The sequence below is a fragment of the Aquimarina litoralis genome (assembly GCF_019295435.1).
Classification (GTDB): domain Bacteria; phylum Bacteroidota; class Bacteroidia; order Flavobacteriales; family Flavobacteriaceae; genus Aquimarina; species Aquimarina litoralis_A.
In genome coordinates this window covers 190,237-214,767 of sequence record NZ_WEKL01000001.1, presented here as the reverse complement: position 1 = coordinate 214,767, position 24,531 = coordinate 190,237, and the positions used below count along the sequence as shown (strand labels likewise).

Here is a 24,531-nt window from a genome sequence, read left to right as displayed (position 1 = left end):
ACTTTTGGGTTAAAAAAGAGAAAATGTATCGGAAAAAGTGCTTTCATTCATAAACTTATTTCCGATACATTTTTGTTTTTAGCCAAATAAACTAATGTGTTTTTCTTATTTCCAATTTAGTTATGAAAACTATCATCTTTACTGTCACTTTCTTAATTTGTCTTAATACTATTCAAGCGCAATCTAAACCTTTAGACAATAAGATTAAAGAAGACCTAAAAGAACAACTACAAGTTCTTTTTATGAAAGATCAACTATTTAGAAAATTATACCTACAAGCTGAGGAAAAGTTTGGAAAAGAATCCGAAGAAATGGAGTATTTCTGGGAAGTAGTAGAAAAACAAGATAAACTACTAGAAAAAGAGGTTAGCGCTATTATCGACGCTTACGGCTGGTTAGGGATCTCTGATGTTGGTCGATTAGGCAACACTACTCTTTGGGCGGTTCTTCAACATGGTTCTATCGCAGCAAAACAAAAATATGCTCCATTATTAAAAGCATCTGTTTTGAAAAAAGAATCTCAAGCAATTCATTATGCTAGATTAATCGATAGAATGCTAATAAACTCCAATAAACCTCAATTATACGGAACACAGTTTAATTACGACACAAAAGGAGACCCTTTTTTTCTTCCCGTTAAACATCCTGAATATATAAATAAAAGAAGAAAAGAACTTGGGCTTACTTCTATTGAAGATTTTGCAAAATCAAAAAACCTTATATGGACAACTCCTCAAAAACTATAACCAAGTTACTTCTTGCTTTTAGTTTAATATCATCTATGCTTTCCTTTTCTCAGCATAGTATGTATTATAGACATTTGAGATATAATCATGTTTCACCTTATATCGAACTAAAAGGAATACATCAAATAGATAGTATTACTGCAAACAAAACATCTCATTATGTATTCAGGTTTGATAAGTCGAATAGACTAACCGAAATCATCAATAATCATTACCATACCGAAAAAACTCATCCTCTTGCTTCTTTAGGTGTTTACAAGGTGGTTATCAATTATACAGACGGCAAAGAAATTAGAACGTTTTTTAATCCTAATAACGATAGAATAACAAACCATCGAAATGTTTATAAGGAAGTCTTTTTATTGGACAAAAATGGTCTGAGAAAACAATTGAATTTTTATGACTTAAAAGATAAACCAATGGAATCCAATTGGGAGATTACAGAATATCGCTGGGAACCATCTAAGAAATACATTATAGAGAGAAGATATAATCTCGCAGGAAAACTTGTTGACCTATCTCCATATTTCGAATTTGGTATTACCGGTATTGTACTGGACAAAACTGGCTGCCCAAAAGAGCATTATAACTTAAACTCTAAATTAGAAGTAGAAGACAATCATTTTGGTATTGCATCATATAAAGATTTTTATGATGAGATTGGGAACCATATCAAATATTCTTATCATTCTAAAGACAAAAATTTTGTAATGAATGAATGGGGATATTCAATTGGTATAAAAGAATATGATACCATTGGGAATCATACTAAACTGCGATTATTGAATACTAAGAAAAAAGTAATCAGTACCCGCAAAATATATTCGAATGCAACTGTCAAATTAAGTAGAATTGCTACCACCAATGATTCATTAGAAATACAAAAACGATCATTAGGATATTTAATAGCATTACAAAAATTACGACCACAATTAATGGATTCCGTTTTGAATGATCGTTTAAACAAAATTACAGTAGGATATGATCACGATATAAAGAAACAATTTGCTAAAAAGACAACTAAAGATCAAATGATTGATTTTGCGGAGAGTTGGAATGCATCAGGCTCTAAATTCCCATTTAATCCAACAAATCAAATAAAGATTCTTGATATTTATAATCGAATTGCAACCGTAAAATTAACCTCTGATAACTGGGTTGAATATTTACAATTAATCAAACTAAATGATCATTGGGAAATAGTGAATTTACTTTGGCAATATAAAGATGTAAAAATGTACGGAGAATAGACAACTTCTTTTCCTAAGCAAAATCTATAGTAAATAGAAAAGGTCTGCTAGAATCTATTCTAGTAGACCTTTTATACCAACAATACTTAAAATTAACGTTCAAAGCCCTTTTCTACGCTAAGAATGACATTAAAAGTTCCATTTTCCTTGTTTGCAATCACTGGATACTCTCCTGCTCTCACAACATTACCTTGTAATCCAAGCTCTTTTGACACTTCAGCATCAAGCACAAGATTTTCTTTAATCACAAAAGTTTCTCCTTTCAAAATTCCTTCTTGATTATATACTTGTAATCCTGCTATTCTTTCATTTAATGCAAATGGAATTGCTGCTTCTTTTGGATCAATATCAAGCTCCAATTTATCCTTGATAGAAATAAACTCTCTAGGATCTAGTTTTTCATAAATAATCCAAGGATCGAAAATGTCAATCCAACATGGCACAAACCAACAAGGATCATAGATGATATCTGGGATACAAATTTTATGAATCTTACAGATACTTGGAAAACTAGTATAACATCTACCTAGAAATTTTAGACCTGGTTCTATTAAATAAAAGCATCTACCATATCTTTTGCCTTCGATTTCTACCAAATCAGTTGCTTCAATAGACTCTACTTCTGTTGGTGCTTCTACAGTTTCTCTTTCGCAAGCGTAGAACATCCCAATGGCTATTACTACGACTAAAAAAAATACTTTTTTCATATTATTTAGGTTTTAAGATTAAAAAATCCCCTGTATTATTGGTTGTTGGCAGACCAATGATATAGGGGAATGTTTTGATAATTCAGTATACTTTAAATGATACCGAAATTATATGTGAAAATTTTAGTTGAAAAATATGATGCTAATGTACATTCTGAACAGCATCAAAATACAGGGCATTTACCTGTTTTTAAGGAAGTTATTTAACTGAAAAGTTCTAAAAAAAGAAGTTTGTAACCCCATGTTCATTGACTATTTAGTAGTGGAATGATGTATTTTTTGGATAAAGGAAACTATCTACTGTTTTATAGTTACTAAAATAGAAACTTCCTAAGATTTCCCACTTCATAGTCTGTTAGCATTTGTTTGATTAAAAATTAAGTATATTTATGAAGAACAAATTATTAATAACAAATACATATCTAAAAATGTCAATGTCGATTAAAAAACATAAAATATCAGACACATTTAAAAAGTTGGAAAACTCTTCTATTCTAGGAAAAAAATCTCTTAGAAGAATTATGGGAGGTATTGATAGAGGTGACAGCTACAAACCCAACAAACATATTAATCACTAAGGATAGAAACCGTAGTCCAGTTTACTATTCTAGCTCTATACATTACTTTACCAAAACACCTCTTTGTTGCATCACAGGAAGATCTTGAAATGCATTTTCGTTTATGGTATTTTTTCTAAATAGATATTTCTTATCATACAGTTTTCCTTCAGAAAAGAAAGAAACCGCAAACTCATTATTCATAACAAATAATTCCTCTTGAATCATTTCTATTTTTGCCGAAGATTTAGCATTTACCGTTCCAATACCGTGTCGTAATAAAGAAGTCTTTTTTTCGGTATTATAGCCTTTTGTGACTACAAACACCATTTCTATAGGTGTTTCTTGATCATTGATGATATATGAATTCCAGTCATAGCCACCGAACTCCTCATTCCATTCTTTTACAACGGCAATATAAACGTCTTTTACAACTGGGATTTCTATGTCCTTTCTCAATTATAAGGCTGATTTGAATTGTTCTAAAAAGCGCACATCATTTTCGCTAAGCATACGAATATCTGAAACTCCATATAACAATAATGCGATACGATCTATTCCCATTCCAAAAGCAAATCCGCTATACTCTTCTGGATCAATATTACAGTTTTTAAGCACATTTGGATCTACCATACCACAACCCATAATCTCTAACCATCCAGTTCCTTTGGTCATTTTATAATCCGTTTCTGTTTCTAGTCCCCAATACACATCCACTTCTGCACTTGGTTCTGTAAAAGGGAAATAAGATGGACGTAGTCTGATTTTAGATTTACCAAACATTTCTGTGGTAAAATATTGCAAAGTTTGCTTCAGATCAGCAAAAGAAACATCCTTATCAATATACAATCCTTCTACTTGATGGAAAAAACAATGAGACCTAGCTGAGATTGCTTCGTTACGATATACTCTTCCTGGTGATATCGTTCTAATAGGCGGTTTATTCTCTTCCATATATCTTACCTGAACCGAAGAAGTATGAGTTCTTAAAAGGATATCAGGATTTGTTTGTACAAAAAACGTATCCTGCATATCACGTGCCGGATGATATTCTGGTAAGTTCAATGCTGTAAAGTTATGCCAATCATCTTCAATTTCAGGACCTTCACTTACATTAAAACCAATACGAGAAAATATATCTATTATCTGATTTTTCACCAATGAAATTGGATGTCTCGAACCTAGAGTTATAGGCTCAGATGGACGTGTTAAATCTCCATATGTACCTTTATCCTCTTCTTTAGATTCTAATTCGTCTTTTAAAGCCTTTACTTTTTCCTCTGCCGCGACTTTTAAAGCGTTTATGGCTTGACCAAACTCCTTTTTCTGATCATTAGCTATATTTCTGAATTCAGCAAAAAAATCATTTACAAGTCCCTTCTTACCAGAAAACTTTATTCTGAATGCTTCAACTTCTTCCTTGGTTTTTGCCGAAAAATCTTCAACTTCCGATATATATTCTTTAATCTTATCGATCATGATCTTGTGCTTATTAGAGAAGGCAAATTTAAGATTTGTACCTAAAAAATGTATGTTTTTGAGAATAAAATGTGTGATATTAAGAAAAATAAACTTTCTGTTAGTATTTTATGCTGCTCTAGATCGTCGCGATATGTATACAACATGAGATAGAATATTGAAATTCCACCTAAAAGATGCGATAACCAATGTGTTCTTATATTGAAAAAATCAGTTTTCCAGAAGGTATCCGAACCTAAAAAACTTACGGCAATCACAAAAAACATAAAAGACTATAAAAAAGTACGTTAAAGCTCGTTAAAAAACTTGATAATGCTGCTATAATTCCTTATATTTAAGTGTATTAAACGTAGATAACATATCTTTTAATATAATCTTCCCAAACAACCTTACCTAACTGAATAGATGTAATTTATTGGTACGTAGCTAAAAGTTAGCTATGGTATAATGTTTAATTAAAAATTGCCGGATATGAAAAAGTTATTTTTTGGAATTCTGATTATTGATATGAAAGGATTAAAAGACTTAATTAGTAATCTTCCTTCGGCTTGCTGGTATGCCATGAGTAGATAATTACTAAATATTAAATATCAATAAAAAAGGGAACCGGATTGGTTCCCTTTTCTTATTTTAAAATAGTGTTATCTCATTTTGGTTGATGTCTTATCGTTTAATAAAACGAATGTAACTTACCAAGAGTAGCTATGATTTGTTATACAATGCTATCACCTGTTTTTCTATTTCTTTTTTTAATTCAGTTAAGAATGGACTACTTTCAGACCTGATTATAATTCTGTTCTTTTTATTTTTTAATAACTCCGAAAAATAACTGTCTGCAATATTTATTTCTACAACCATTCCACTTTTGGCTAAAACATTTTTAGCGATTACTTGAGGTAGCGTTGTTTCTCCAGAAGTTCCAAGAACAAACAATATTCCGGTTTCCTTAGAAATTCTTAAGACAGTATCTTTTTTGAAGAATTTTTCATTGTAATATTCATCAAACCACAAAACATGAGGTCTTAAATCTTCTCCACATTTAGGACATTTTAAGATTTTAATTTCCTCTTCAGTTAGCTGATCCTTTTTTCTATTTCTTAATTCAATTTCTTTTGGGAAAGGATACAATTCACTTGAACATTCATCTCCACATCTCATAAAATCATGATCTCCGTGGATCAGAAAAGTATTCTCTTCCGAATTTCCAGCTTTTTTATGTAAACTATCCACATTCTGAGAAATTAAGGCAAATTTGTCATCAAGAACATCCTCAATTTCTTTCAACTTTAAATGACTCTGATTAGGTGTAGCGAATTGTGTTATAGATTTTCTGTATAAATAGAATTTAAGAACTTCGTGCGAAGCGATATCAAAAAATCTTTTGGTTCCAATTTCTTGAGCTTTATAATTCTTGGAACCAGAAACCCAATAACCATCTTCACCACGAAAAGTTGGGATTCCACTTTCTGCAGAGATCCCTGCTCCAACAAGAAAGGAAATCCTTTTACCCTTTGTTAGACAGTATTCTATTCGCTCTATGATTCTTTTGTTAATGATTTAAAATTGGGGGTAACGTTCTATCAACGGCAAGTGCTTTGCATATACTATACACCTTGTTAAACTTGGCTTTTTAAACACTTAATTCAATAAACGTTGTTTTTTTATTCTGCCAAACTTCTTTTGCTTTTTTCTCCCAATCCTTACCAAAATTCCGAATTAGAAACCTTTTTAATATCTCAGCTTGGTCAGCGCATTGATGGACCAAAAATCCAATTCGAGCATAATATTGGTTATCAGTTTTAAGTTGGTTTAAAATCAATTCTTGAAAATTCTCATCATTGATAAAAGAGAAAAATAGTTCCGCTCCTACATTTTCAAATTCCTGTAGTTGACTTGTGAATTCATTTCTGCTTTCATCACCTACAATAGCTATTTTATCACCAGACCAATATCCAATTCGAAATTTTTCTATTGGCTTGCCCGAGTCCAAATTAGCCAACAAAAGTCGTCCAATCACGTACGGATGTATTCCATTCATCACAGCTCCTAATTTCACTCCGTCATTAAAAATTTCAGGTGAAAAGAATTGCTTTTTGTCTAGATTAACAACTTTATAATATTGACTCATATTTTTTCAAATTGCGTACAGCGTTTTATATATGTGCAGTAGCGGAGTAAAATGTTACCCTATTTTTCGATTTTTCTGGACATTCATTATTTTATCGATTTTTCACTCACTTTTCGGAACATAATAAAATCTAAAGTTTTCAAAAGGTGTTCCTTCAATTGCTTCCCCAGCTGGAATAAGAGTTATACTCTTCACTTTCAAATCTGTTATCTTTCCATTTAATTCTCCATTATCACGTTTTGTATAAATTGTTTTTTCCTCACTGTCATATTCCCACGTTCCTATCATAAAAGTTTCATCCGCATTATAAAGAAGATATTCTCCATTCCGCTTGAATTCATAGTCATTACTTGGTGATTTTGGAAGTCTACTTATTTTTTCGCCATTTGTCATTCCGTAATCTAATTTCCAACGTTGAAAAAATTCTTTTGGTAATTCCGAATTTAAGTCAGATTCCGAACTTTTCTGTAATCCGCAAGAATATGCAAATGTCAGTATTCCAATTAATAATATTATTCGCAATGATTTTTTCATATTATGCATAACGTTTCTTGTTTGTTGCGTCTACTAACCGAAGACAGCATTTGAAATATACAAATTGCTATGTGCTTGTGTTTTTCAATACTCCATTATATCCTCATTAATGAAATCATATTCATTGTCCATCAACTTTTTTAAATAATCTTCAAAACTATCAGCGATTACTTTAAATTCGTCTGGGTCGTGTAAAAATCTTACTACTTGTCCTATTTTTCCTTTTTCGGATGGACTAAAATCTATAAACAATTGAGAAGTTCCTCCATTGTTCATACAATCAGAAAAATGGAGCCAGTTTATTTTGTCAGCTCGATTCGTGATTTTATCATCAATTTCAATTCCATCATATTTTCTTTCAATATAATCTGAATAGTATTCTGTAGCTTGATTTCGATTTTCGATTATTTCTTTAGATGATAATAAGTAATAAGGATATTCATAAACATCAGAACCTAAAATAAAGAATGTAATTTCTTCTTCAGCATATTTTCTCCAATATGTTCCGTCTACATATCCAAGTAAGTCAATTAAAACGTCAGAAATATCAGGATAAATTTGTTTTAGTTTATCAATATTTTCTCTTTTCGCTCCGTGTATCACTTTTTCAAAGTGTTCCCAATCTTCCTGTCCCTTATTTTTAAAATAAGCATTTTTAAGCCCATTTATATATTTTTCAACTGTAGTATTCATTTAATTTTCAATATTGATCGCTTTATTTGAGCACAACATCTCTTGTACGTTGTGTTTGCGTACCAAAAGCGGCATATGTAATATACAAATTGTTGTAAGTAGGTTTTTTAATCCAGTTTTAGTCTTTTCTTTTTGCCAATAAACAGGTAAAATATTGAGCCAATTAATGGAATGAAAATCACTACTAAAATCCATATTAGCTTATGATTATTTTCAAATCGGTTTCTCAAAATATCTATAAGGCAATAAATCCATAAACCAATTGAAAGTAATATTATCAATTGCCAAATGAAAAGCCCGATAGAGAAGTCATTTATTATTTTATCCATATTTTTATTAGATTAGGTTTTTTAAAGGTGGTGCAGAATGTAGTTCCGTTTACCAGTCCTTATATGGTAGTTCTACTTTGAATTTAGGATGAATAAGAACGAATAAAATCAACAGCTATTTTCTCTGCATATTTTGCATTCAACAAGTTTCCGTTTTAATCCAACTCAATTACCTTAGCAAATATTGCAAAAGCTTGTTCGGTTACATCTGGTTCTTTTCCAAACAAGTCCAGATATTCAACTCCATTTAATTGATAGTGAGTTACACTTGTAATGAAATATGTAAATGTATTTAATGCTACAATAAATTAATTAATTTCATAGGTCTGGTCCACTTGGGTACAACTAAAAAATATATTCACTAGCCAAAAAATAATTTACAATAGCTTCTTTCATTAAAACGGATTGTTCTCCCGCTTTTAGATTTGGCAACTGTTCTTTAACTATATAATGAGGCCATCCATCATCATCAAAATAGTCAAATTCATAATATCCATAAGGTTCTAACAATCTGCAGATAGCAATATGCATGAGATCTAGTTTTTCATCTTTCTTAAACTTGCGATGCACCTGACCTAATTCCTGAACACCTATTAAATATATGATCGCATCCAAATCCAGTTCTTCTCCATCACCAAATTGAGCAGATAATTTTTGCACTAGTATCTCCCATCGTTCTTTAAGTTTCTCGTCTCTAGCCATACCCAAATATTTTGCTTGTTATATATAAAAAATTAAGCGCTACAAAAGTAACGCTTAACTAAAAAACCAACCATCAATTCGGGAGAAATCTTAAAACTCCCACAATATGCCAATTCCCGCATATTGATTTCTATAATTCCTAAATGATCTTGCGTCTATATCTGTATAATTTGTACTTCGAATTCTAGAAAACAAGTTTGCTGTAATGGAAAAACCATTACCAATCTTTTGAGATGCATGTAATTGAAAATTGGAGTATTCATAGGTTAATTTTTCTCCAATCAATCCTTCCGTATTTCTAGCTTCAATATCTGTGTAGTTTCGAGTTATAAATGAAAAAGAGCTACGCACCTTGGTATTCTTATTCTTATATCTTAATGCGATTCCTGGACCGAATTGATTAAATCCAGAACGATTCGTAGAATTATCAATACGCATATAATACACAAAACTAGGTCTTAGTTGTAAATATTTATTAATTGGTAATCCATAAAACAAAGTTCCTTTTACATAATCCCAATCTCTTTCTCCATCTGGTTSAACATCACTGGCATTAAACGTATCATACAATCTTTTTTTGGCATATACATTCAACCCTAATTTATGTTTCAACCGACCTATTTTGAATGTTTGCACAGAAGAGAAGCGAGCACCAAACTCACTATACTGTAAATCTCTCACTCCAAATGCATCAAAATTTCTAAAATTATAAAAACCTTCTATCGAACTTTCGTTGTTTTTAAATGGTGTAAACTCCAATCCTAGTGTACCTCCATAATTTGTATAACCTAATGGATTAATAAGAACATCCTGATCTCCTCCTAGTCCTTCTCTATTCATTCTCATAAACCTAGCTTCTGCGATTAAAGCGGTTTTTCTGTTAAACATATAATCGTATTTCGCTACCGTATTCAAACTCCAATAACTATCATCTATATTTTCATAAAATATTCTGGCAAACGGATTTGCAGAAATCCTAATTCTGTTATTTTTCCAACGATATCTAAATTTGTAGTTCACTTCGACATCCTGATAAAAGCTACTAGATATCAAATCATCTTCGGTTAATATTTCTCCATCAGTTCTTATTTCTTTTGGAYTTCTAAAATAATTATACTCATATCCTGCTTGCGTTGCAGCATTAAAAGTGTTTTTACTTTGACTATAGGATTGAATATAAATAGATACTAGTAAAATAGTACTCCAGATCTTTATGGTATTCATAGGTATTCTTTCTTTTTTTGTATTAATTAGTTTGTTCTTTGATAGCTTTTTTTAATCCTTGTTTATTCACCAATTGTATTCCCAATCCTGGACGTACATTGATCTCCATAATCTGAGGGCCTTTGTTTTTATCAATTACAATATCAATCCCCAAATAATTTAATGGGAAAGCCTTTGCTGTATCTATAGAGATTTTCAGGATTTCTTCCCAATAAGGGATTGGTACATTTTTTATCACAAATCCACTATCTGGATGATGATCAAAATAATTTTTCCCATCATATACTTCAGTTAATGTTCCTTTTGCTAAATCCACTCCAATTCCCACTCCATTTTGATGAAGATTTGCTTTGCCATCTGATTTATCGGTAGGCATTCTTAACATTCCCATCACAGGGTTTTTATGAAGTGTTATGATTCGGAAATCAGGGACTCCTTGCGGATAAATTTTATGGAAAAAAGGATGCGGTTCTATACATTCTTCAATCAAGACTCTATCATGAGAACCTAATGAAAAGAATCCCATGATGATCGCAGCCATATGCTGAAATATTTGTCGTTCTGTAATGACTTTTCCACTACTGATCCAATTTCCATTACTATCTTTTTTAATGATTTTTATACCTCCACCACCACAACCATTTGCTGGTTTAATTGCCATCGCATCATATTGTTTGCATAATTCCCAAGCTTTTTTAATATCACTATTGTATGTCACAACAGCATAGGTTTTAGCACATGGAATCTGATATTGATGCAAAATCTCTTTCGTACATACTTTATCATCAGCTAAGGGGTAATACTTTTTTTTATTGTTGGGATAGATGAGTTTTATGTTTCTTTCATTTAACCCCACTACTTCATCTTTCTTAAAGGGGTTTATTTTTAAAATTGTTGACAGCATAGTTTTTTTGTTTATGGATGTTAGGTACTTGCTATCTACCGTTGATCGGTAAATAGCGGATGACTATTGAATTGCAAATGAATTATTGAAGTACTGGTTTGAATCTGTATAACTCTGTCCATCTAATCCCGATGTATCTTCCTAAAAGAATAGCTGATGCTATAATAAGTAGAATGATTTCTGGAAAAATAATAAGGATAGACGGCAATGTTTTCCAGGATAACAACCCATAACAGAGTGTTGTGGCCAAGATGGTTTGAAATAGTTTATCTACTGCTATTTTATATCCATCTTCTACAGTAGCTCTCGAAAATCGTTCGGCTGCAATGGTTAAGATTATAGTAGGAAAAAATGTTAAGGTAGTTAACCAACTAATGTTATACTGCAATCCAATGGATGCTGCAATAATCATTAAACCAACCATTATGGTAAGTGAGACTACTAATTTTGGTGTGTACAATAATCCAATAGTATCAAACGGATAAGAGATAAGTCCGACTAATAGAATCAATCCTACAAAAAGTAAAACACCTGTAAAAAAGCCAGTATGTAATAAAGAAAAAGCAATTAAAACCGGAAGAAAAATCCCAAATGTTTTTATACCTACCACATTTCTTAAAAAAGCAACCAATAATCCTCCTAAGGGTAGTAACAATAATAAATGTAATGAAGATTTTGATATAATTCCAGAAGCTACCAATCCCCAAAGTGAAACACCAGACAACTTAGAAATTTCTTCAGAATTCATCTTCAAAAAGGGAATGTGATTCATCTCTTTAATTTGATATGTATAATCAAATTGGATTCCTGAAGTATGTGTTATCAAAAATTCATCACCTTGATAAATCTCTAAATAATTTGAAGGTAAATAAGCAAAATGATTATTTAATGTATCAAATGGAATCCAAATTCCATTCACCAAAACTTCTGCCCACACATGAGACGTTCGTTTAGTCGTGTTTTCAGCAATAATCCCTCCTTTAATTCTAGCCGGATATCCTAAATTTCTTAGTAGCGCAACAAACAATCTACTTTTTCCATTACATGACGCTCTATTCTGTTTAATAGTCGTTAAAGCATCTGTTAATGTAATAATAGGCGCCGAAGGAATACTTGCTACATGTTCAAAAACATTTCTAATTTTTTCTTTATCACTACCAGTATCTTGAACAAGTTGTTTTGCCAATTTACTAATCATACCATGATCCGATTGAATATTTGCTGTTGGTTCTAAAAACACTTCATATTCTTTAGTGGTATTCATAAAATTCTTAGGTATGATATAGCTTTTATCTTTTCCTTCAAAAATGAATTCATAATTAACATTGTGATAAGAATCCTTGCTATTAGTACTCCAAACGGCCTTTAGATTCTGGTTTTGCTCTTCCTTTTTACTGAAATGTAAGGTGCTATCTAAAGATATGTCTCCCACTGAAATTCTTTGTCTCGAATTATCTTTAGGAACAAATGTTTTTACATAGGTGTTTTTATTTCCCGACTTAAAAAAGTAGTTATAATTTACTTTATAAACTTTATCAGGATTAAAATCATCATAACTTGTAATGATAGGTTTTACTTTAAACATTATAGAGGTTAAGGCTATAACTGTAATTAGGATGACCACAGTTCTAAGATTTGTTTTGGAATTCATAATAAGTTATTTTTGGCTGTATAACCGGGCAGAAAAAAAATACCCTACCCTGGATTGAAAAAAAAATTCACTTATGAGTGTATCCTCCAAATCTGTTTGTGAGCAAGACGTGTTTAATGAACTGTTCATAACACACTCCAGAACCATCAGAAATCATATCTATTATAAATGTGGAGATCCTGACCAAGCCGAAGATATTATGCAAGAATCTTTTATTCGATTATGGAATAATTGTAAAAAGGTAATCTTAGAAAAAGCAAGAGCCTTTTTGTACAAGGTATCCACAAATTTGTTCTTAAATCAGGTAGAGCATAAAAAAGTGAGGTTAGCCTATTCTAAACTTTCACATCGAGATAGAAATCATGAATCCCCAGATTTTATTCTGGAAGAAAAAGAGTTTATGATCAAGCTTCAAAATGCTATTGGAGATCTTTCTGAAGCGCAACGTGAAGTATTTTTACTAAATAGAATCGACAAAAAAACATACAATGAAATCGCTGAAATGCTAGGGATTTCGGTAAAAGCAGTAGAAAAAAGAATGCATAATGCCCTTAAAAAACTAAGAAAGATTATAAAAAATATTTAAGCAAGGTAGGGTATTTTACTAATCACCGGTTATACGGATATTAAAACATCTGATTATTCGAAAAATAACTACAATACATGGAAGAGGATAAAGATCCATATTTGGCAAAGTGGCTAAACAATGATTTAACCAATGACGAGCTGGAACAATTTTCTACATCTGAAGAATTTGAGGATTATGAGAAAATTGTAAAAGGGCTTGAGTATTTTGATGCGCCTCCTTTTGATGAGGAAGCTTCTCTTTCGGTAACCTTAGAAAAATTACAACATCAAAAAAAGAAGAAGGTAATTCGATTAAAACCTATTATCTATTCGATTTCTGCAGCGGCGTCTATACTTCTTATCATTGGATTATTTTTTAATAAAGTAACTCATGAAGCCGCCAATGGAGAACGATTTGCCATAAGCCTTCCAGATGGTAGCAAAGCCGATTTGAATGCAGGATCATCGCTATCATACAATCGTTTCTTTTGGTCTCAAAACCGAGAAATAGATTTAAAAGGTGAAGGATTATTCACTGTAAAAAAAGGAGAAACCTTTAAGGTCATCACTACAGGAGGAGAAGTAGCAGTATTAGGAACTATTTTTAATGTAAAATCAAGGGGTAACATTTTTGAAGTGGCTTGCTATGAAGGAAAAGTGAAGGTACAAACGATCACTAATGAAGAAAAAATAATTATAAAAGGAGAGTCGGTTATTCTTAAAGAGAATACATTAAATAAAGTAAGCATTTCAGAAACTGAACCTCTTTGGAAAAAAGGAGAAAGCTTATTTAAAAGTATTCCTTTAAAAGAAGTTCTAGATGAATTAGAAAGACAATACGAGATTACTTTTATAAGAACCTCTATAGATGGAAATAAATTATTTTCAGGAGGTTTTTTACACAATAACTTGCAGCTTGCTTTAGAATCAGTTCTAATACCTATGAATATCGAATATGTTGTCAATGGAAAAGAAGTAAAACTTTCTAATAAGTAAGCATTCATATCATTATTTAATGAAATAAACATGAATAAATCTTAACCGTGTGAAAAAAACCATTTTATTCATCCTATTTTTTACTTATTCAGTACAAGCCCAAATTGTTAAAGAATATAAAAACGCTCCATTACAAGAGGTACTTACTAATATTTCTGAATCTTACGGACTTATTTTTTCCTATAGCAATGATATCATAAAAGATAAAGTTGTTTCAATTACAATAAATAATACACCTATTGATGAAATACTAAATACATTAAGAAAACTGACGAAGCTTTCTTATAATAAGATTTCAGATAGACAAATCACTGTGAGCACGCCAGATACTAAAACAACTGTATGCGGATATCTTTATGATAGCGAAACTAATAATCCATTATCATATGCAACTATTGTTATAAAAGAATCAAATCAAGGAGTGATTTCTGATGAAAATGGTTTTTTCATTTTTGAGAAAATCAACAAAACAGCTCTTATTTCTATTCAATATGTGGGATACAGTGAAAAAACTATTCCAGTTATATCATTTAAGAAATCAGATTGTCAACGCATTCTGCTTGTTAAGGAGAGTACCACCTTAGAAGAAGTTCTCATTGTAGAATATATTACCAAAGGTTTAGGAAAAAACATTGATGGATCTCTTGGAATTATCAACAAAGATTTAGGAATGATACCAGGACAAATAGAACCTGATGTTTTTCAGAGTTTACAGGCTATTCCTGGTATAAGTAGTCCTGATGAAACTGCCACAGGAATTCAAATTAGAGGAGGATCTCCAGATCAAAACCTGATTCTTTGGGATCATATCAAAATGTATAATACAGGGCATTTGTTTGGTTTAATTTCTGCTTTTAACCCTTACGTTGTTTCTGACGCAAAAATATTCAAAGGAGGTGCAGATCCTAAATATGGAGACAGAGTCTCTGGCGTAATTGACATTTCTAGCGATGATAAAATTCCAGAAAAACTAACAGGTGGTGCTGGTATCAATGGTACACATGCGGATCTATTTATAAAAGCTCCTATTGGAAAAAAAATAGGACTCATTGTTTCAGGAAGAAGAGCTTATACAGATTATCTAGAAACTCCAACCTATTCCGCATATTTTGAAAAAGTATTTCAAAATACTAAAATTACAAATGCACTAAACCCAATCGATATTGAAGAAGATGAAATAGAAGAAGAAGTTTCTGATAATAATTTCTTTTTCTATGATACTAGTGTAAAGCTCATTGGAGATATATCAGAACATAATAAAATAAGTGTAAGTGGCATTTACACCAAAAATGATCTTGCTTTCGAAATTAATAATGAAGAAGATCAACTCAGAGATAATCTGACTATTCAGAATGAAGGTGCAAGTTTTTCCTGGATTCATACAAGTTTCAAAAACGTGGAAGCTACTATGAAAGGATATTATTCTACCTATGATTCTGATTATAATTTTACAGAAACCCAAGAAACAGTAATCGAAGAGCAATCTGTTCGAAAAAACACAGTTGAAGACCTTGGTTTTGATCTTGGACTAAACTATAAACTAAATAAGAAACATGCGCTAGCATTTGGATATCAATTTTCCAATAATGAAGTATCTTATACGGTTACCAGAGAAGGAACATTTGAAACTCCCATTAATGAAACGGATCTTATAAAAAATAGTTCCAATTCTGTATATACAAATTATAAATATACTACTGCTAATAAAGGTCTTATTAATCTCGGTATTCGCGCTTCACATTACTCAGTGGTGGATCAATTCTACGCAGAACCTCGAATTAATATAGAATATCCCATTATGAATTCTTTGCGACTAAAAGCTACAGGAGAACTAAGATATCAACCCATTAGCCAACTGGTCGAGTTCGAAGACACACAACTACGATTAGAAAATAATTTATGGATTCATTCAGACAATGATGAAATACCCGTTTTGGAAAGTGTACAATTCTCTGGAGGGTTTTTATTTTCTAAGAATAATTGGAATTTCGAAATAGATGCCTATTATAAAAATATTGATGGTTTGACTTCACTTACGAATGGATTTAACAATATTAATAATGATTTATCTACCGGAGAAAGTGATGTGGTAGGTGTCGATGTTTTATTAAAAAGAAGATTTAAAAATTTTAGAACTTGGATTGGGTATACTTTTAATAATATTGAATATACGTTCCCAGAATTTCAGGAAGCCTCTTTTCCAGGCAATAACGATATTACTCACAATTTTAGGATTTCGAATACTTTAAAAATAAAAGATTGGGAGTTTTCTTTAGGCTGGATCTGGAGATCTGGAGCTCCTTTTACAGATGCTAATCTGGTGGATGAAGATATTAATTTTGGTACTCCAAATGGGCAAAACTTGCCCAATTATCATCGTTTAGATGCCTCATTGACATATCATTTTGACATTACAAAAAATAAAGACTGGAGAGGGCAAATTGGAGCTTCTGTGCTAAATCTTTATAATAGACAAGTACCTATTGCTATCAATTACCAACTAGATGAAAATGCTGATGGCGATGCAGAATTAGATATCATACGCCAACAATCTTTAGGGATTACACCTAACATCACCTTACGATTGTATTTTTAGAACTCATTAATTATTGCTATTGAACGCTTATGCTGGCTCGAAAAAATGCGGCCTCACGATTTTATAATGACGAAACCGGAAAAATAGAGTTTAATAATCAAATTGGATTTTTTCAATACTCAGTTATCGAATCCAATTTTAAAAAACAATAAAATTTACAACTATGAAAAAGTTAATTTATATCTTCCTAATTATTATATCATACGCATCATTTTCTTGTTCTGATGACGATACCATCTCTACCGTTAACAATGAAATACCCGATGCTTCAGAAGATAATCTTACAGCAGATCAAATCGCGATCCTTTGTATCGGTGATTCTAGAGTTGCCGGCGCTCGCCCAGAATATGAAAGTTATCGTTACGAATTTTGGAAACTCATGAAATCTGGAGGGTACAATTTTAATCTAATTGGCCCTTTAGAAGATACTGCAAACTACCCTACTTTTATGGATACTACTTTTGACAATGATCATGCAGGTATCGGAGGAATCGATACTAGTGGCGTATTAGAAGAGTTAGATGATTTTTTAGGAAGTGCTAATAGAGCTGCTGATGTCGTATTATTAGGTATAGGAGGTAATGATGTAGCGGATAATATCCGTCCGGTAGATGAGGTGATTCAAAATATTGGAGTGATCATAGACGGTATACAAGCTAGTAATGCTAATGTAACCATTGTGGTAGAAATCATTGCTGGTGCCTATGGTGACACACAAGAAGTTGCTAACCTTAACAACCTAATTACCACATTTGAGACACAAATAGTACAGCTAGCTGCCAATAAAACAACAAATACTTCGAATGTAGTTACGGTAGATATGAATACAGGTTTTACCAACAACGGACAGTTTTATGCAGATCCTGTACATTATAATGAAGCTGGCGCAGCAGAAATTGCGAAAAGATATTATGATGTGTTAGTGCCATTGTTGGATTAGTGAAGTTAGACACTATTTCGCTCAACAACTAAAACAAAGTATATTAGGATTATGTATTACAAGTCTGTCAATAGGTAGGCTTGTGTTTTAACATAACCTTCCGGTATCTCATTTTTACAACTCTTTTCTACTCTACTTTTAATTCTGGGGAATTTTTAGTTATTTTAAGAAATTTAATAATCGTTGGTGTTACTGGTGTATAATTACAAAATATAATGATATATCTCTACTAGTGAATATTTACCTGCGTTAGCGTAAGCAAAAATGACAGCTACAAAAGAACTATATATTGAAACATTAGAAAAATTTCTAGAAGTAGGAAAGTCATTCGGTCGGCTTATAAAATCTCGTACTGATGGACAATATTTAGATACTTTGACTCCAAAAAATCAAAAGACCATAAATAAAATTTCCTTGAGCAAAATTTATGGCACGAACAGATTTCCTTTTCATACAGATTGCGCATATTTAAAAATACCTCCAAAATATATTTTATTAAGATATGTTGGAAACGTTGAGAATCCAACTCCAACTGAAATAAAAGAAATAGATTTTAATAAACTAAATATAAAAGAAATAGAGTTTCTGAAAAATACAATATGGATAGTCAAGGGACAAAAAAGTAATTTTTATTCAAAAATTTATGATAATGGTATTTTAAGATATGATGAAAATATAATGACTTTATCTTCTCCCACAGAAAATTTGATTAAACAAATATTAGACAAACTAGAAACTAAAACTATCCAATGGTATAAAAACAAAACTATCGTAATAAATAATTGGTCTTCGGTACACAGTAGACCGCTAGTCTCCAAAAATGAAATTAATAATAGGATTTTACAAAGATTAAATATCGCTTATGAATAGTTCAGATTGGTCATACGACTCTCTATATAAAAAAGCTCAACTTTATGTTCAAAGAGCTTTAAAATCAGAAAGAAATAGTGGATTATTTCCATTTTGGGCCTCATTATCTTTAGAGCTTTTAGGCAGAGCAACTTTATCCAAAATTCACCCTGTTTTGATCTCAGACCCAAGAGAAGGGGGTAACATTCTTCACGCATTTGGATTTTCTCCTAAAAAATCAACTCCAAAAACAATCGGAGCTAAAACCATATTCATAAGACTTCAAATAATGCTTGATAAATTCACCGAGCAAAACGAAAAATTCTCTCAGTCATTTATAAATATGAGAAACGAGGAGTTACATACAGGAACACCAATTTTTGAAACCTTATCGACCAATGTTTGGCTAACTGATTATTACAAAACCATAAAAGTTCTTCTTGAACACCACGAATTAACGCTAGAAGACTTCTTAGGAAAGGAAGAAGCTGAAGTAGCAATCGAAATGATTGAATCCTTTAATGAAAAATTAAAAACTGAAATTCTGGGAAGAATAAGTAAATATTCAGACGTTTTTGAATCGTTAGACCCTGATGAAAAAAAGGAGAAAGAAGATGCTCTAGGAAAAAAGAATCAAGCTTTTATATTTAAAGAAAAATTATTCAATAAATACAAAGAAGTTGAATGCCCTAGTTGTAAAAACAAAGCAATTTTAATCGGTAAATTTATTTCTCAATCTGAGCCAAAAGTGAAAGACGACAAAATTCAAGTTCATCATAATCTTTTACCAATTGGATTAAAATGCTTTTGCTGCAGTCTTAAACTTAATAATAGTAGTGAGATTTCTCAAACCAATTTCGGAGGACAATTTAGCATTGAAGAATCTATAGAGCCACTAGAATATTATGAAATTGAAATTGACCCGATAGAAGAACTTCAAAAGGACGGATATACTTTAGATGATTTAGCAGACCATTTTGAACCAGATTTTGATTATGGAAATGACTAATAAAAACTAGTACCTAACATCGTATAAAAATAATCAAAAAACATTAAAACTGTTTCCTCTAATTTTTTTTCTATATGAATCGACTAATTAAAGTTCAAGATATTCCTGAAACTCTATGGGAGAGTAACAATCAAAAACTTCTTTTACCTGAAAGTCTAGTAGAAAGTTGGAAAAACATTTTAGAAATTCGTGGATTATTACAGCAGGCGACCGAAGAAACAAGAACAGGTGAAATAGGAGGAATAAGTGAGGAGGATACTCATAATCATTATTCTTTTCGTTTCAATGGTTCATGCGCTAGGTTTCAACTAACCTTTCTTGACCCTAAAGATGATTTAAAAGAAGTATCAAATGCATTCATAAAATCACTTGCGGGATACGATGTGTTTATTGCTGATATTCCCTCTGGTACAGGCGCTGCTTCATTGACTCTCCTGAGCAATATTGCTCAACTTCGAAAGGAAAACATTATTCCCAGACTCCCCTTAAGTGTTAAAATTTTAGCTGGAGAAATTTCGTCTACCGCAATCGAAATTTTTCAGCAAGCTTTTGATAAAATTATAGGAACTCTTAATTCACAACAAATTGATGTTGAATTAAAATTTCAAGAATGGAATATAAGGGATAAAGACTCAACTTCTCAATTAGTTAAGCAGATAACGCTCTATGGAAATGATAGTTCCGATAAAATACTACTTTTAGCAAACTTTACTGGTTTCCTTGAAAAAGATAAAAAGTGGGATGAAGTAAAAGATCAATTTGGAGAAATATTTAGGCACTTTTCAGGTAAATCTACTGTTGCTATTTGGTTAGAGCCAAACATGAATAGAGTTACAAAAAATTTTTGGCCAAGAACCAAAAAATGGTTTAAAAAGACTTTTAACAAATTACTTGGTTCTGATGAAGAATTACCAATAGAAACTTCTGAAGCATATTATAATCATGGATTGAGAGAAGCCATTGAAAGAACAGGTGTTGCAGTAGTCAAATTTAACACCGAAAGAACCTAATATGTCTATCAATATTGCTCTAAAATCATTGAATCAATATCGCAAACGTGATATAATCGCTTATTTATCTTTGAGATATTATTTAGCTTCAAAAAGTAGCCAAACAGATTTATGGGCAAATGAGGTCGCGGTAAAGCTTGCTCTCAAAAAACAGTCTTCTCGACTTTTGAAAATAAAGCATTTTAAAAGTTTCAATGAAGGTAGAATTGAATATAGAGATATATTCATTCCTTCACCAAATGATATAATAGCAGAATCCGCACTGATTACTAAATGTTCTGAATTCGAGGCATTTCAAACAAACTCTTCAGTTTATAGTTACCTAATGAATAAAGACAATCGTTCCGTTTTTCAACATTATTCTAATGGTCTAAAGAAAAGATATAAATCAATAAAAAGTGCTTGTCTTGACACAAAAAATGAAGAAATAATGTATTTGGACGTTAAGTCCTTCTACCCATCAATTGATCTTAATTTACTGAAAAGAATTTGGACCGAAGCATGTTTCTCTTCTCAGTTTCCTCAATTATTTACTGATCTGGGTATTGCATTCATAGAAAAATATCGAATCGAACAAAAGGAAATTGAAAAGCCAGGGTTATTAATAGGCCCTATGTTCTCTCATTTATTAGCTAATCTCTATTTGAAGAATCTAGATAAAAAAATGAAGTCAATGACCAATAATCGATATTGGCGGTATGTTGATGATATAGTACTCGTAGGCAACAAATTCGAAATTGAAGTATTTTCTAAAAATCTTAAAAATGAAATTTCATTGCTTGGTCTTCAATTTCATAACGAATTAAAGACCTTTAGGCTCCAAACAAATGAATGGTTAGCCAATAAAAACCCTTTAGGCAAATCTCTTTCTAAAAAATGGCCTGAGTTAGTTGGTCATATAAAGCGTTTAGCTATTTTTTATCCTGAAAGAATAGAGGAACTTGAAAATATTCTTGATAAAATGGATGTTCGTCTCGAAATTCTAGAATACATGAATGAAACCAAATCTAAGACATTGTCCATAGGTTTGTTTAAGTGGATAAAATGGTATACTTCAGCCAGAGAATTAACACCTAGATCTATCGCAACGATGATTGATGAGATACGGAAAGAATACCTTTCACTATTCTATGATACATTAAAACGGTTACCTCAAAATGAGTTAGAAACGAAATCAAAAATTACAAAAGCAAAATATTTGGTAGGTAGGCTCATTTACTTATCTAAAAAATCTGACTTACAAGAAATTGCTAAGGCTATAAAGGACTTCCCAGAATTATACGTTCAGTATGAAATAATAAGAACCATACTCACAGGAGACATTTCGAATATTATTAAACTTGGAACAAATGCAGCTCAAGCTACCGCTCAAGTGATAAAAAATAAAATACCTAAATTAACTTGTCGCCTTGATTCAAATGAAAATGATGTAATCTTAGCAATATCCATTTTTAAGTTTCACTCAATTGAAATTGAGTTTATTGATAACGAAATAGAAATACATAACCCATTTTATGACTTTGCTTCAGGTAAAATGACTAAAATGAATGATTCTGGAGATTCTTACTTACATGAATTAATTGCTCTACATGGAGAAGAAGAATCTAGGCATAGTAAAATACTTAATTCCTTGTTTGATGAAAATGAAACATTGTCATTCGATGTCTTAAATGCAGGTACAGGTTCTAGTTACTACGAATAAAAAGCAAACACTCGATCCAGCGGATTTATAATCCGTATAAATTACCAAAAAGAGAGAAATGTATTATTGGGTAAACCAAGGAAAAACATATAAAGAAGAAAAAGAAGGAGGCTATTTATGGGCTCCAACTCGTAATAGTTCTGGAAATTCAGTTTTTCATTGGGAAAATATGACTAAACTAGAGCCCAATAATATTGTTCTAAACTATTGCAAAGGTTATGTAATTGGATATTGTATTATAGAATCCAAATATTTTTTAGCAACACAACCTAAAGAATTTAATGTAGATGTTGATTGGGAAAATGAAGGTTATATGGTTCATGCTAAGTATTTCTTATTTAGTAAACCTTTGGATATAAAAACAGTGTACGACCAAATTGAACAATATTTACCTTCAAAATACTCACCTCTTAATAAAACTGGAAACCCCTATAAAATTAAAGCTAATCAAGGTTATCTTTATAAGTCAAATAGAAATATTACAAAAACTGTATTCAATCTAGCTAAAGTGTATTTAGATGATTATGATGAATTTAAAAATACAGTTAATGAAGACCCTGTTGAATACAACACTCCTAAGCAAACAACACGAGAGGGTTTAGTAACATCTAGAATTGGACAAGGTGAATATAGACAAAGAATATTAAGGCGATGGAATTTTAAATGTGCTGTTACCGAAGTATCCATTAAAGAAATCCTAATAGCTTCTCATATTGTGCCATGGAGAGAATCTAATAATCAAGAAAGGTTGGATGTTGACAATGGTTTGTTACTATCACCTACATATGACGCTCTTTTTGATAGATATCTTATTTCTTTTGATGACAATGGACAAATTTTATTGTCAAAATCAATGAATAAAATTGATTTTTCTAAGCTAGGTATAACCGGAAAGGAAAAAATTGATAATTTGACAATTGGAAACAAAAAATATTTAAAAAGACATCGTGAGAAATTAATAAACTTATGACGAAAGTAGTTTGCGGAATTATATACAAAGATGACAAGATATTTTTATGTAGACGAAATCCTGATAAACAATTAGGAGGATACTGGGAATTCCCTGGAGGTAAAATAGAATCAAATGAAGAACCAGAAAAAGCTCTAAAAAGAGAACTTGATGAAGAAATCTCCATGTCTGTAAAAGAATTAAGTTACTTTACAACAGTTATCCATGAGTATGGAGAACTTACAATTGAACTTATAGCATATAAGTGTGAATTTATTGAGGCTGAATTCAAATTAACAGATCACGATAAATATGAATGGCTTGATTTAAAACAAATGACAAATAAGAAATTAGCTCCTGCTGATATACCTATTTTGAAAAGACTAATGAATATCAATTAAATACTACATATACAAACCCATACCCAAAAAAATGCTTATTACCAATTTTAATAGAAAACAGTATATTCGTCTAAAGAAACCACATCGATGAATTATATTGATATTATTCTTGGCATTTTACTTCTTTGGGGACTTATCAAAGGGTTTAGCAAAGGTTTATTTGTTTCCTTAGCCTCCTTAGTGGCACTCGTAGCAGGTATCTATGTATCAGTACATTTCTCTTATTATGTAGGTGATTATCTAGCACAATTTGTGGATTGGGGTGATGGGGCACTTAAATTAACTGCCTTTGCCATCACATTTATCGGTGTTGTCATTCTGATATCTTTAGCCGGAAAGTTACTCACCAAAATTGCAGATTTTGCATCCTTAGGGATTCTAAATAAATTGTTGGGTGCTGCTTTTGGGGTATTAAAATTTGCTTTTATTGCTAGTGTAGTCATCATCTTTATAGACGCAGCCAACAGATCCTTAAACATCATCAAGCAGGAAACATTAAATTCCTCGATTTTGTATGGTCCTGTAAAAAGTTTGGCTCCAGCCATTTTACCAAATATCTTAAAAGACAATAACAACACTACTTCTGAAGAAAGTACACAGATATAAAT

27 protein-coding genes are annotated in these 24,531 nt (G+C 31.4%); 14 read left to right on the top strand and 13 right to left on the bottom strand.

Annotated features, from left to right (window positions below; translation table 11 throughout):
• The first annotated feature begins 122 nt into the window (after positions 1-122).
• Complete coding sequence (locus tag GBO31_RS00995) at positions 123-746, top strand: DUF6624 domain-containing protein (RefSeq protein ID WP_219006431.1); 624 nt, start codon at positions 123-125, stop codon at positions 744-746.
• Positions 722-1,996 (top strand): nuclear transport factor 2 family protein, encoded by a 1,275-nt coding sequence (locus GBO31_RS00990; protein WP_219006430.1) that lies wholly within the window; start codon positions 722-724, stop codon positions 1,994-1,996. The genes GBO31_RS00995 and GBO31_RS00990 overlap by 25 nt, the downstream gene beginning before the upstream one ends.
• Positions 1,997-2,088: 92 nt before the next feature.
• Here GBO31_RS00990 and GBO31_RS00985 read toward each other — a convergent pair whose 3' ends face one another.
• Positions 2,089-2,703 (bottom strand): hypothetical protein, encoded by a 615-nt coding sequence (locus tag GBO31_RS00985; RefSeq protein ID WP_219006429.1) that lies wholly within the window; start codon positions 2,701-2,703, stop codon positions 2,089-2,091.
• 389 nt (positions 2,704-3,092) lie between these two features.
• Between GBO31_RS00985 and GBO31_RS00980 the strand changes: the two genes are divergently transcribed.
• Positions 3,093-3,281 carry a hypothetical protein gene (locus tag GBO31_RS00980; protein WP_219006428.1) on the top strand — a complete coding sequence of 63 codons (189 nt, stop codon included), beginning with the start codon at positions 3,093-3,095 and terminating at the stop codon, positions 3,279-3,281.
• Positions 3,282-3,323: 42 nt separating this feature from the next.
• Here GBO31_RS00980 and GBO31_RS00975 read toward each other — a convergent pair whose 3' ends face one another.
• The 12 genes from GBO31_RS00975 to GBO31_RS00925 form a co-directional block, all read right to left on the bottom strand.
• Positions 3,324-3,719: a hypothetical protein gene (locus GBO31_RS00975; protein ID WP_219006427.1), complete on the bottom strand. Its 396-nt coding sequence runs from the start codon at positions 3,717-3,719 to the stop codon at positions 3,324-3,326.
• Positions 3,720-4,739, bottom strand: coding sequence for a phenylalanine--tRNA ligase subunit alpha (gene pheS, locus GBO31_RS00970; RefSeq protein WP_219006426.1), 1,020 nt, complete (start codon positions 4,737-4,739; stop codon positions 3,720-3,722). It abuts the gene before it with no gap.
• Between the two features lie 702 nt (positions 4,740-5,441).
• Complete coding sequence (locus GBO31_RS00965; protein ID WP_343211282.1) at positions 5,442-6,215, bottom strand: SIR2 family NAD-dependent protein deacylase; 774 nt, start codon at positions 6,213-6,215, stop codon at positions 5,442-5,444.
• Positions 6,216-6,369: 154 nt separating this feature from the next.
• Positions 6,370-6,867: a hypothetical protein gene (locus GBO31_RS00960; protein WP_219006425.1), complete on the bottom strand. Its 498-nt coding sequence runs from the start codon at positions 6,865-6,867 to the stop codon at positions 6,370-6,372.
• A gap of 102 nt (positions 6,868-6,969) precedes the next feature.
• Positions 6,970-7,401, bottom strand: coding sequence for a hypothetical protein (locus tag GBO31_RS00955; protein WP_219006424.1), 432 nt, complete (start codon positions 7,399-7,401; stop codon positions 6,970-6,972).
• A gap of 84 nt (positions 7,402-7,485) precedes the next feature.
• Complete coding sequence (locus tag GBO31_RS00950; RefSeq protein ID WP_219006423.1) at positions 7,486-8,094, bottom strand: SMI1/KNR4 family protein; 609 nt, start codon at positions 8,092-8,094, stop codon at positions 7,486-7,488.
• Between the two features lie 107 nt (positions 8,095-8,201).
• A complete protein-coding gene (locus GBO31_RS00945) occupies positions 8,202-8,423 on the bottom strand; it encodes a PLDc N-terminal domain-containing protein (RefSeq protein WP_219006422.1) in 222 nt (73 codons plus the stop codon).
• A 155-nt stretch (positions 8,424-8,578) separates the two neighbouring features.
• Complete coding sequence (locus GBO31_RS27365) at positions 8,579-8,728, bottom strand: DUF7677 family protein (RefSeq protein WP_429725662.1); 150 nt, start codon at positions 8,726-8,728, stop codon at positions 8,579-8,581.
• Between the two features lie 40 nt (positions 8,729-8,768).
• Complete coding sequence (locus GBO31_RS00940) at positions 8,769-9,125, bottom strand: hypothetical protein (protein WP_219006421.1); 357 nt, start codon at positions 9,123-9,125, stop codon at positions 8,769-8,771.
• Between the two features lie 90 nt (positions 9,126-9,215).
• Positions 9,216-10,349 (bottom strand): hypothetical protein, encoded by a 1,134-nt coding sequence (locus GBO31_RS00935; RefSeq protein ID WP_219006420.1) that lies wholly within the window; start codon positions 10,347-10,349, stop codon positions 9,216-9,218.
• Between the two features lie 22 nt (positions 10,350-10,371).
• Positions 10,372-11,253 carry a sugar-transfer associated ATP-grasp domain-containing protein gene (locus tag GBO31_RS00930; protein ID WP_219006419.1) on the bottom strand — a complete coding sequence of 294 codons (882 nt, stop codon included), beginning with the start codon at positions 11,251-11,253 and terminating at the stop codon, positions 10,372-10,374.
• Positions 11,254-11,335: 82 nt separating this feature from the next.
• A complete protein-coding gene (locus GBO31_RS00925) occupies positions 11,336-12,904 on the bottom strand; it encodes a 7TM domain-containing protein (RefSeq protein ID WP_219006418.1) in 1,569 nt (522 codons plus the stop codon).
• Between the two features lie 73 nt (positions 12,905-12,977).
• On the opposite strand from GBO31_RS00925, the gene GBO31_RS00920 reads away from it, so the two are divergent.
• The 11 genes from GBO31_RS00920 to GBO31_RS00870 all read left to right on the top strand — a co-directional run bounded on the left by GBO31_RS00920 (position 12,978) and on the right by GBO31_RS00870 (position 24,529).
• Positions 12,978-13,490: an RNA polymerase sigma factor gene (locus GBO31_RS00920; protein WP_219006417.1), complete on the top strand. Its 513-nt coding sequence runs from the start codon at positions 12,978-12,980 to the stop codon at positions 13,488-13,490.
• A gap of 77 nt (positions 13,491-13,567) precedes the next feature.
• The gene (locus GBO31_RS00915) at positions 13,568-14,467 is read left to right on the top strand and encodes a FecR family protein (RefSeq protein WP_219006416.1); all 900 of its coding nucleotides are present in this window, start codon (positions 13,568-13,570) and stop codon (positions 14,465-14,467) included.
• A gap of 49 nt (positions 14,468-14,516) precedes the next feature.
• Complete coding sequence (locus tag GBO31_RS00910; protein WP_219006415.1) at positions 14,517-17,063, top strand: carboxypeptidase-like regulatory domain-containing protein; 2,547 nt, start codon at positions 14,517-14,519, stop codon at positions 17,061-17,063.
• A 163-nt stretch (positions 17,064-17,226) separates the two neighbouring features.
• A complete protein-coding gene (locus tag GBO31_RS00905; protein ID WP_219006414.1) occupies positions 17,227-18,003 on the top strand; it encodes an SGNH/GDSL hydrolase family protein in 777 nt (258 codons plus the stop codon).
• A 264-nt stretch (positions 18,004-18,267) separates the two neighbouring features.
• Entirely contained in the window at positions 18,268-18,873 is a 606-nt protein-coding gene (locus GBO31_RS00900; RefSeq protein WP_219006413.1) for a hypothetical protein, read from the top strand.
• A complete protein-coding gene (locus tag GBO31_RS00895) occupies positions 18,866-19,861 on the top strand; it encodes a hypothetical protein (protein ID WP_219006412.1) in 996 nt (331 codons plus the stop codon). The genes GBO31_RS00900 and GBO31_RS00895 overlap by 8 nt, the downstream gene beginning before the upstream one ends.
• Before the next feature lie 74 nt (positions 19,862-19,935).
• Positions 19,936-20,871 (top strand): hypothetical protein, encoded by a 936-nt coding sequence (locus GBO31_RS00890; RefSeq protein ID WP_219006411.1) that lies wholly within the window; start codon positions 19,936-19,938, stop codon positions 20,869-20,871.
• 1 nt (position 20,872) lies between these two features.
• Complete coding sequence (locus GBO31_RS00885) at positions 20,873-22,573, top strand: RNA-directed DNA polymerase (RefSeq protein ID WP_219006410.1); 1,701 nt, start codon at positions 20,873-20,875, stop codon at positions 22,571-22,573.
• A 58-nt stretch (positions 22,574-22,631) separates the two neighbouring features.
• Positions 22,632-23,543, top strand: coding sequence for an HNH endonuclease (locus GBO31_RS00880; RefSeq protein WP_219006409.1), 912 nt, complete (start codon positions 22,632-22,634; stop codon positions 23,541-23,543).
• On the top strand, positions 23,540-23,923 hold the full coding sequence (locus GBO31_RS00875; RefSeq protein ID WP_219006408.1) for a (deoxy)nucleoside triphosphate pyrophosphohydrolase: 384 nt from the start codon (positions 23,540-23,542) through the stop codon (positions 23,921-23,923). Before GBO31_RS00880 ends, GBO31_RS00875 begins: the two co-directional genes overlap by 4 nt.
• 87 nt (positions 23,924-24,010) lie before the next feature.
• On the top strand, positions 24,011-24,529 hold the full coding sequence (locus GBO31_RS00870) for a CvpA family protein (RefSeq protein WP_219006407.1): 519 nt from the start codon (positions 24,011-24,013) through the stop codon (positions 24,527-24,529).
• The last annotated feature ends 2 nt before the right edge of the window (positions 24,530-24,531 follow it).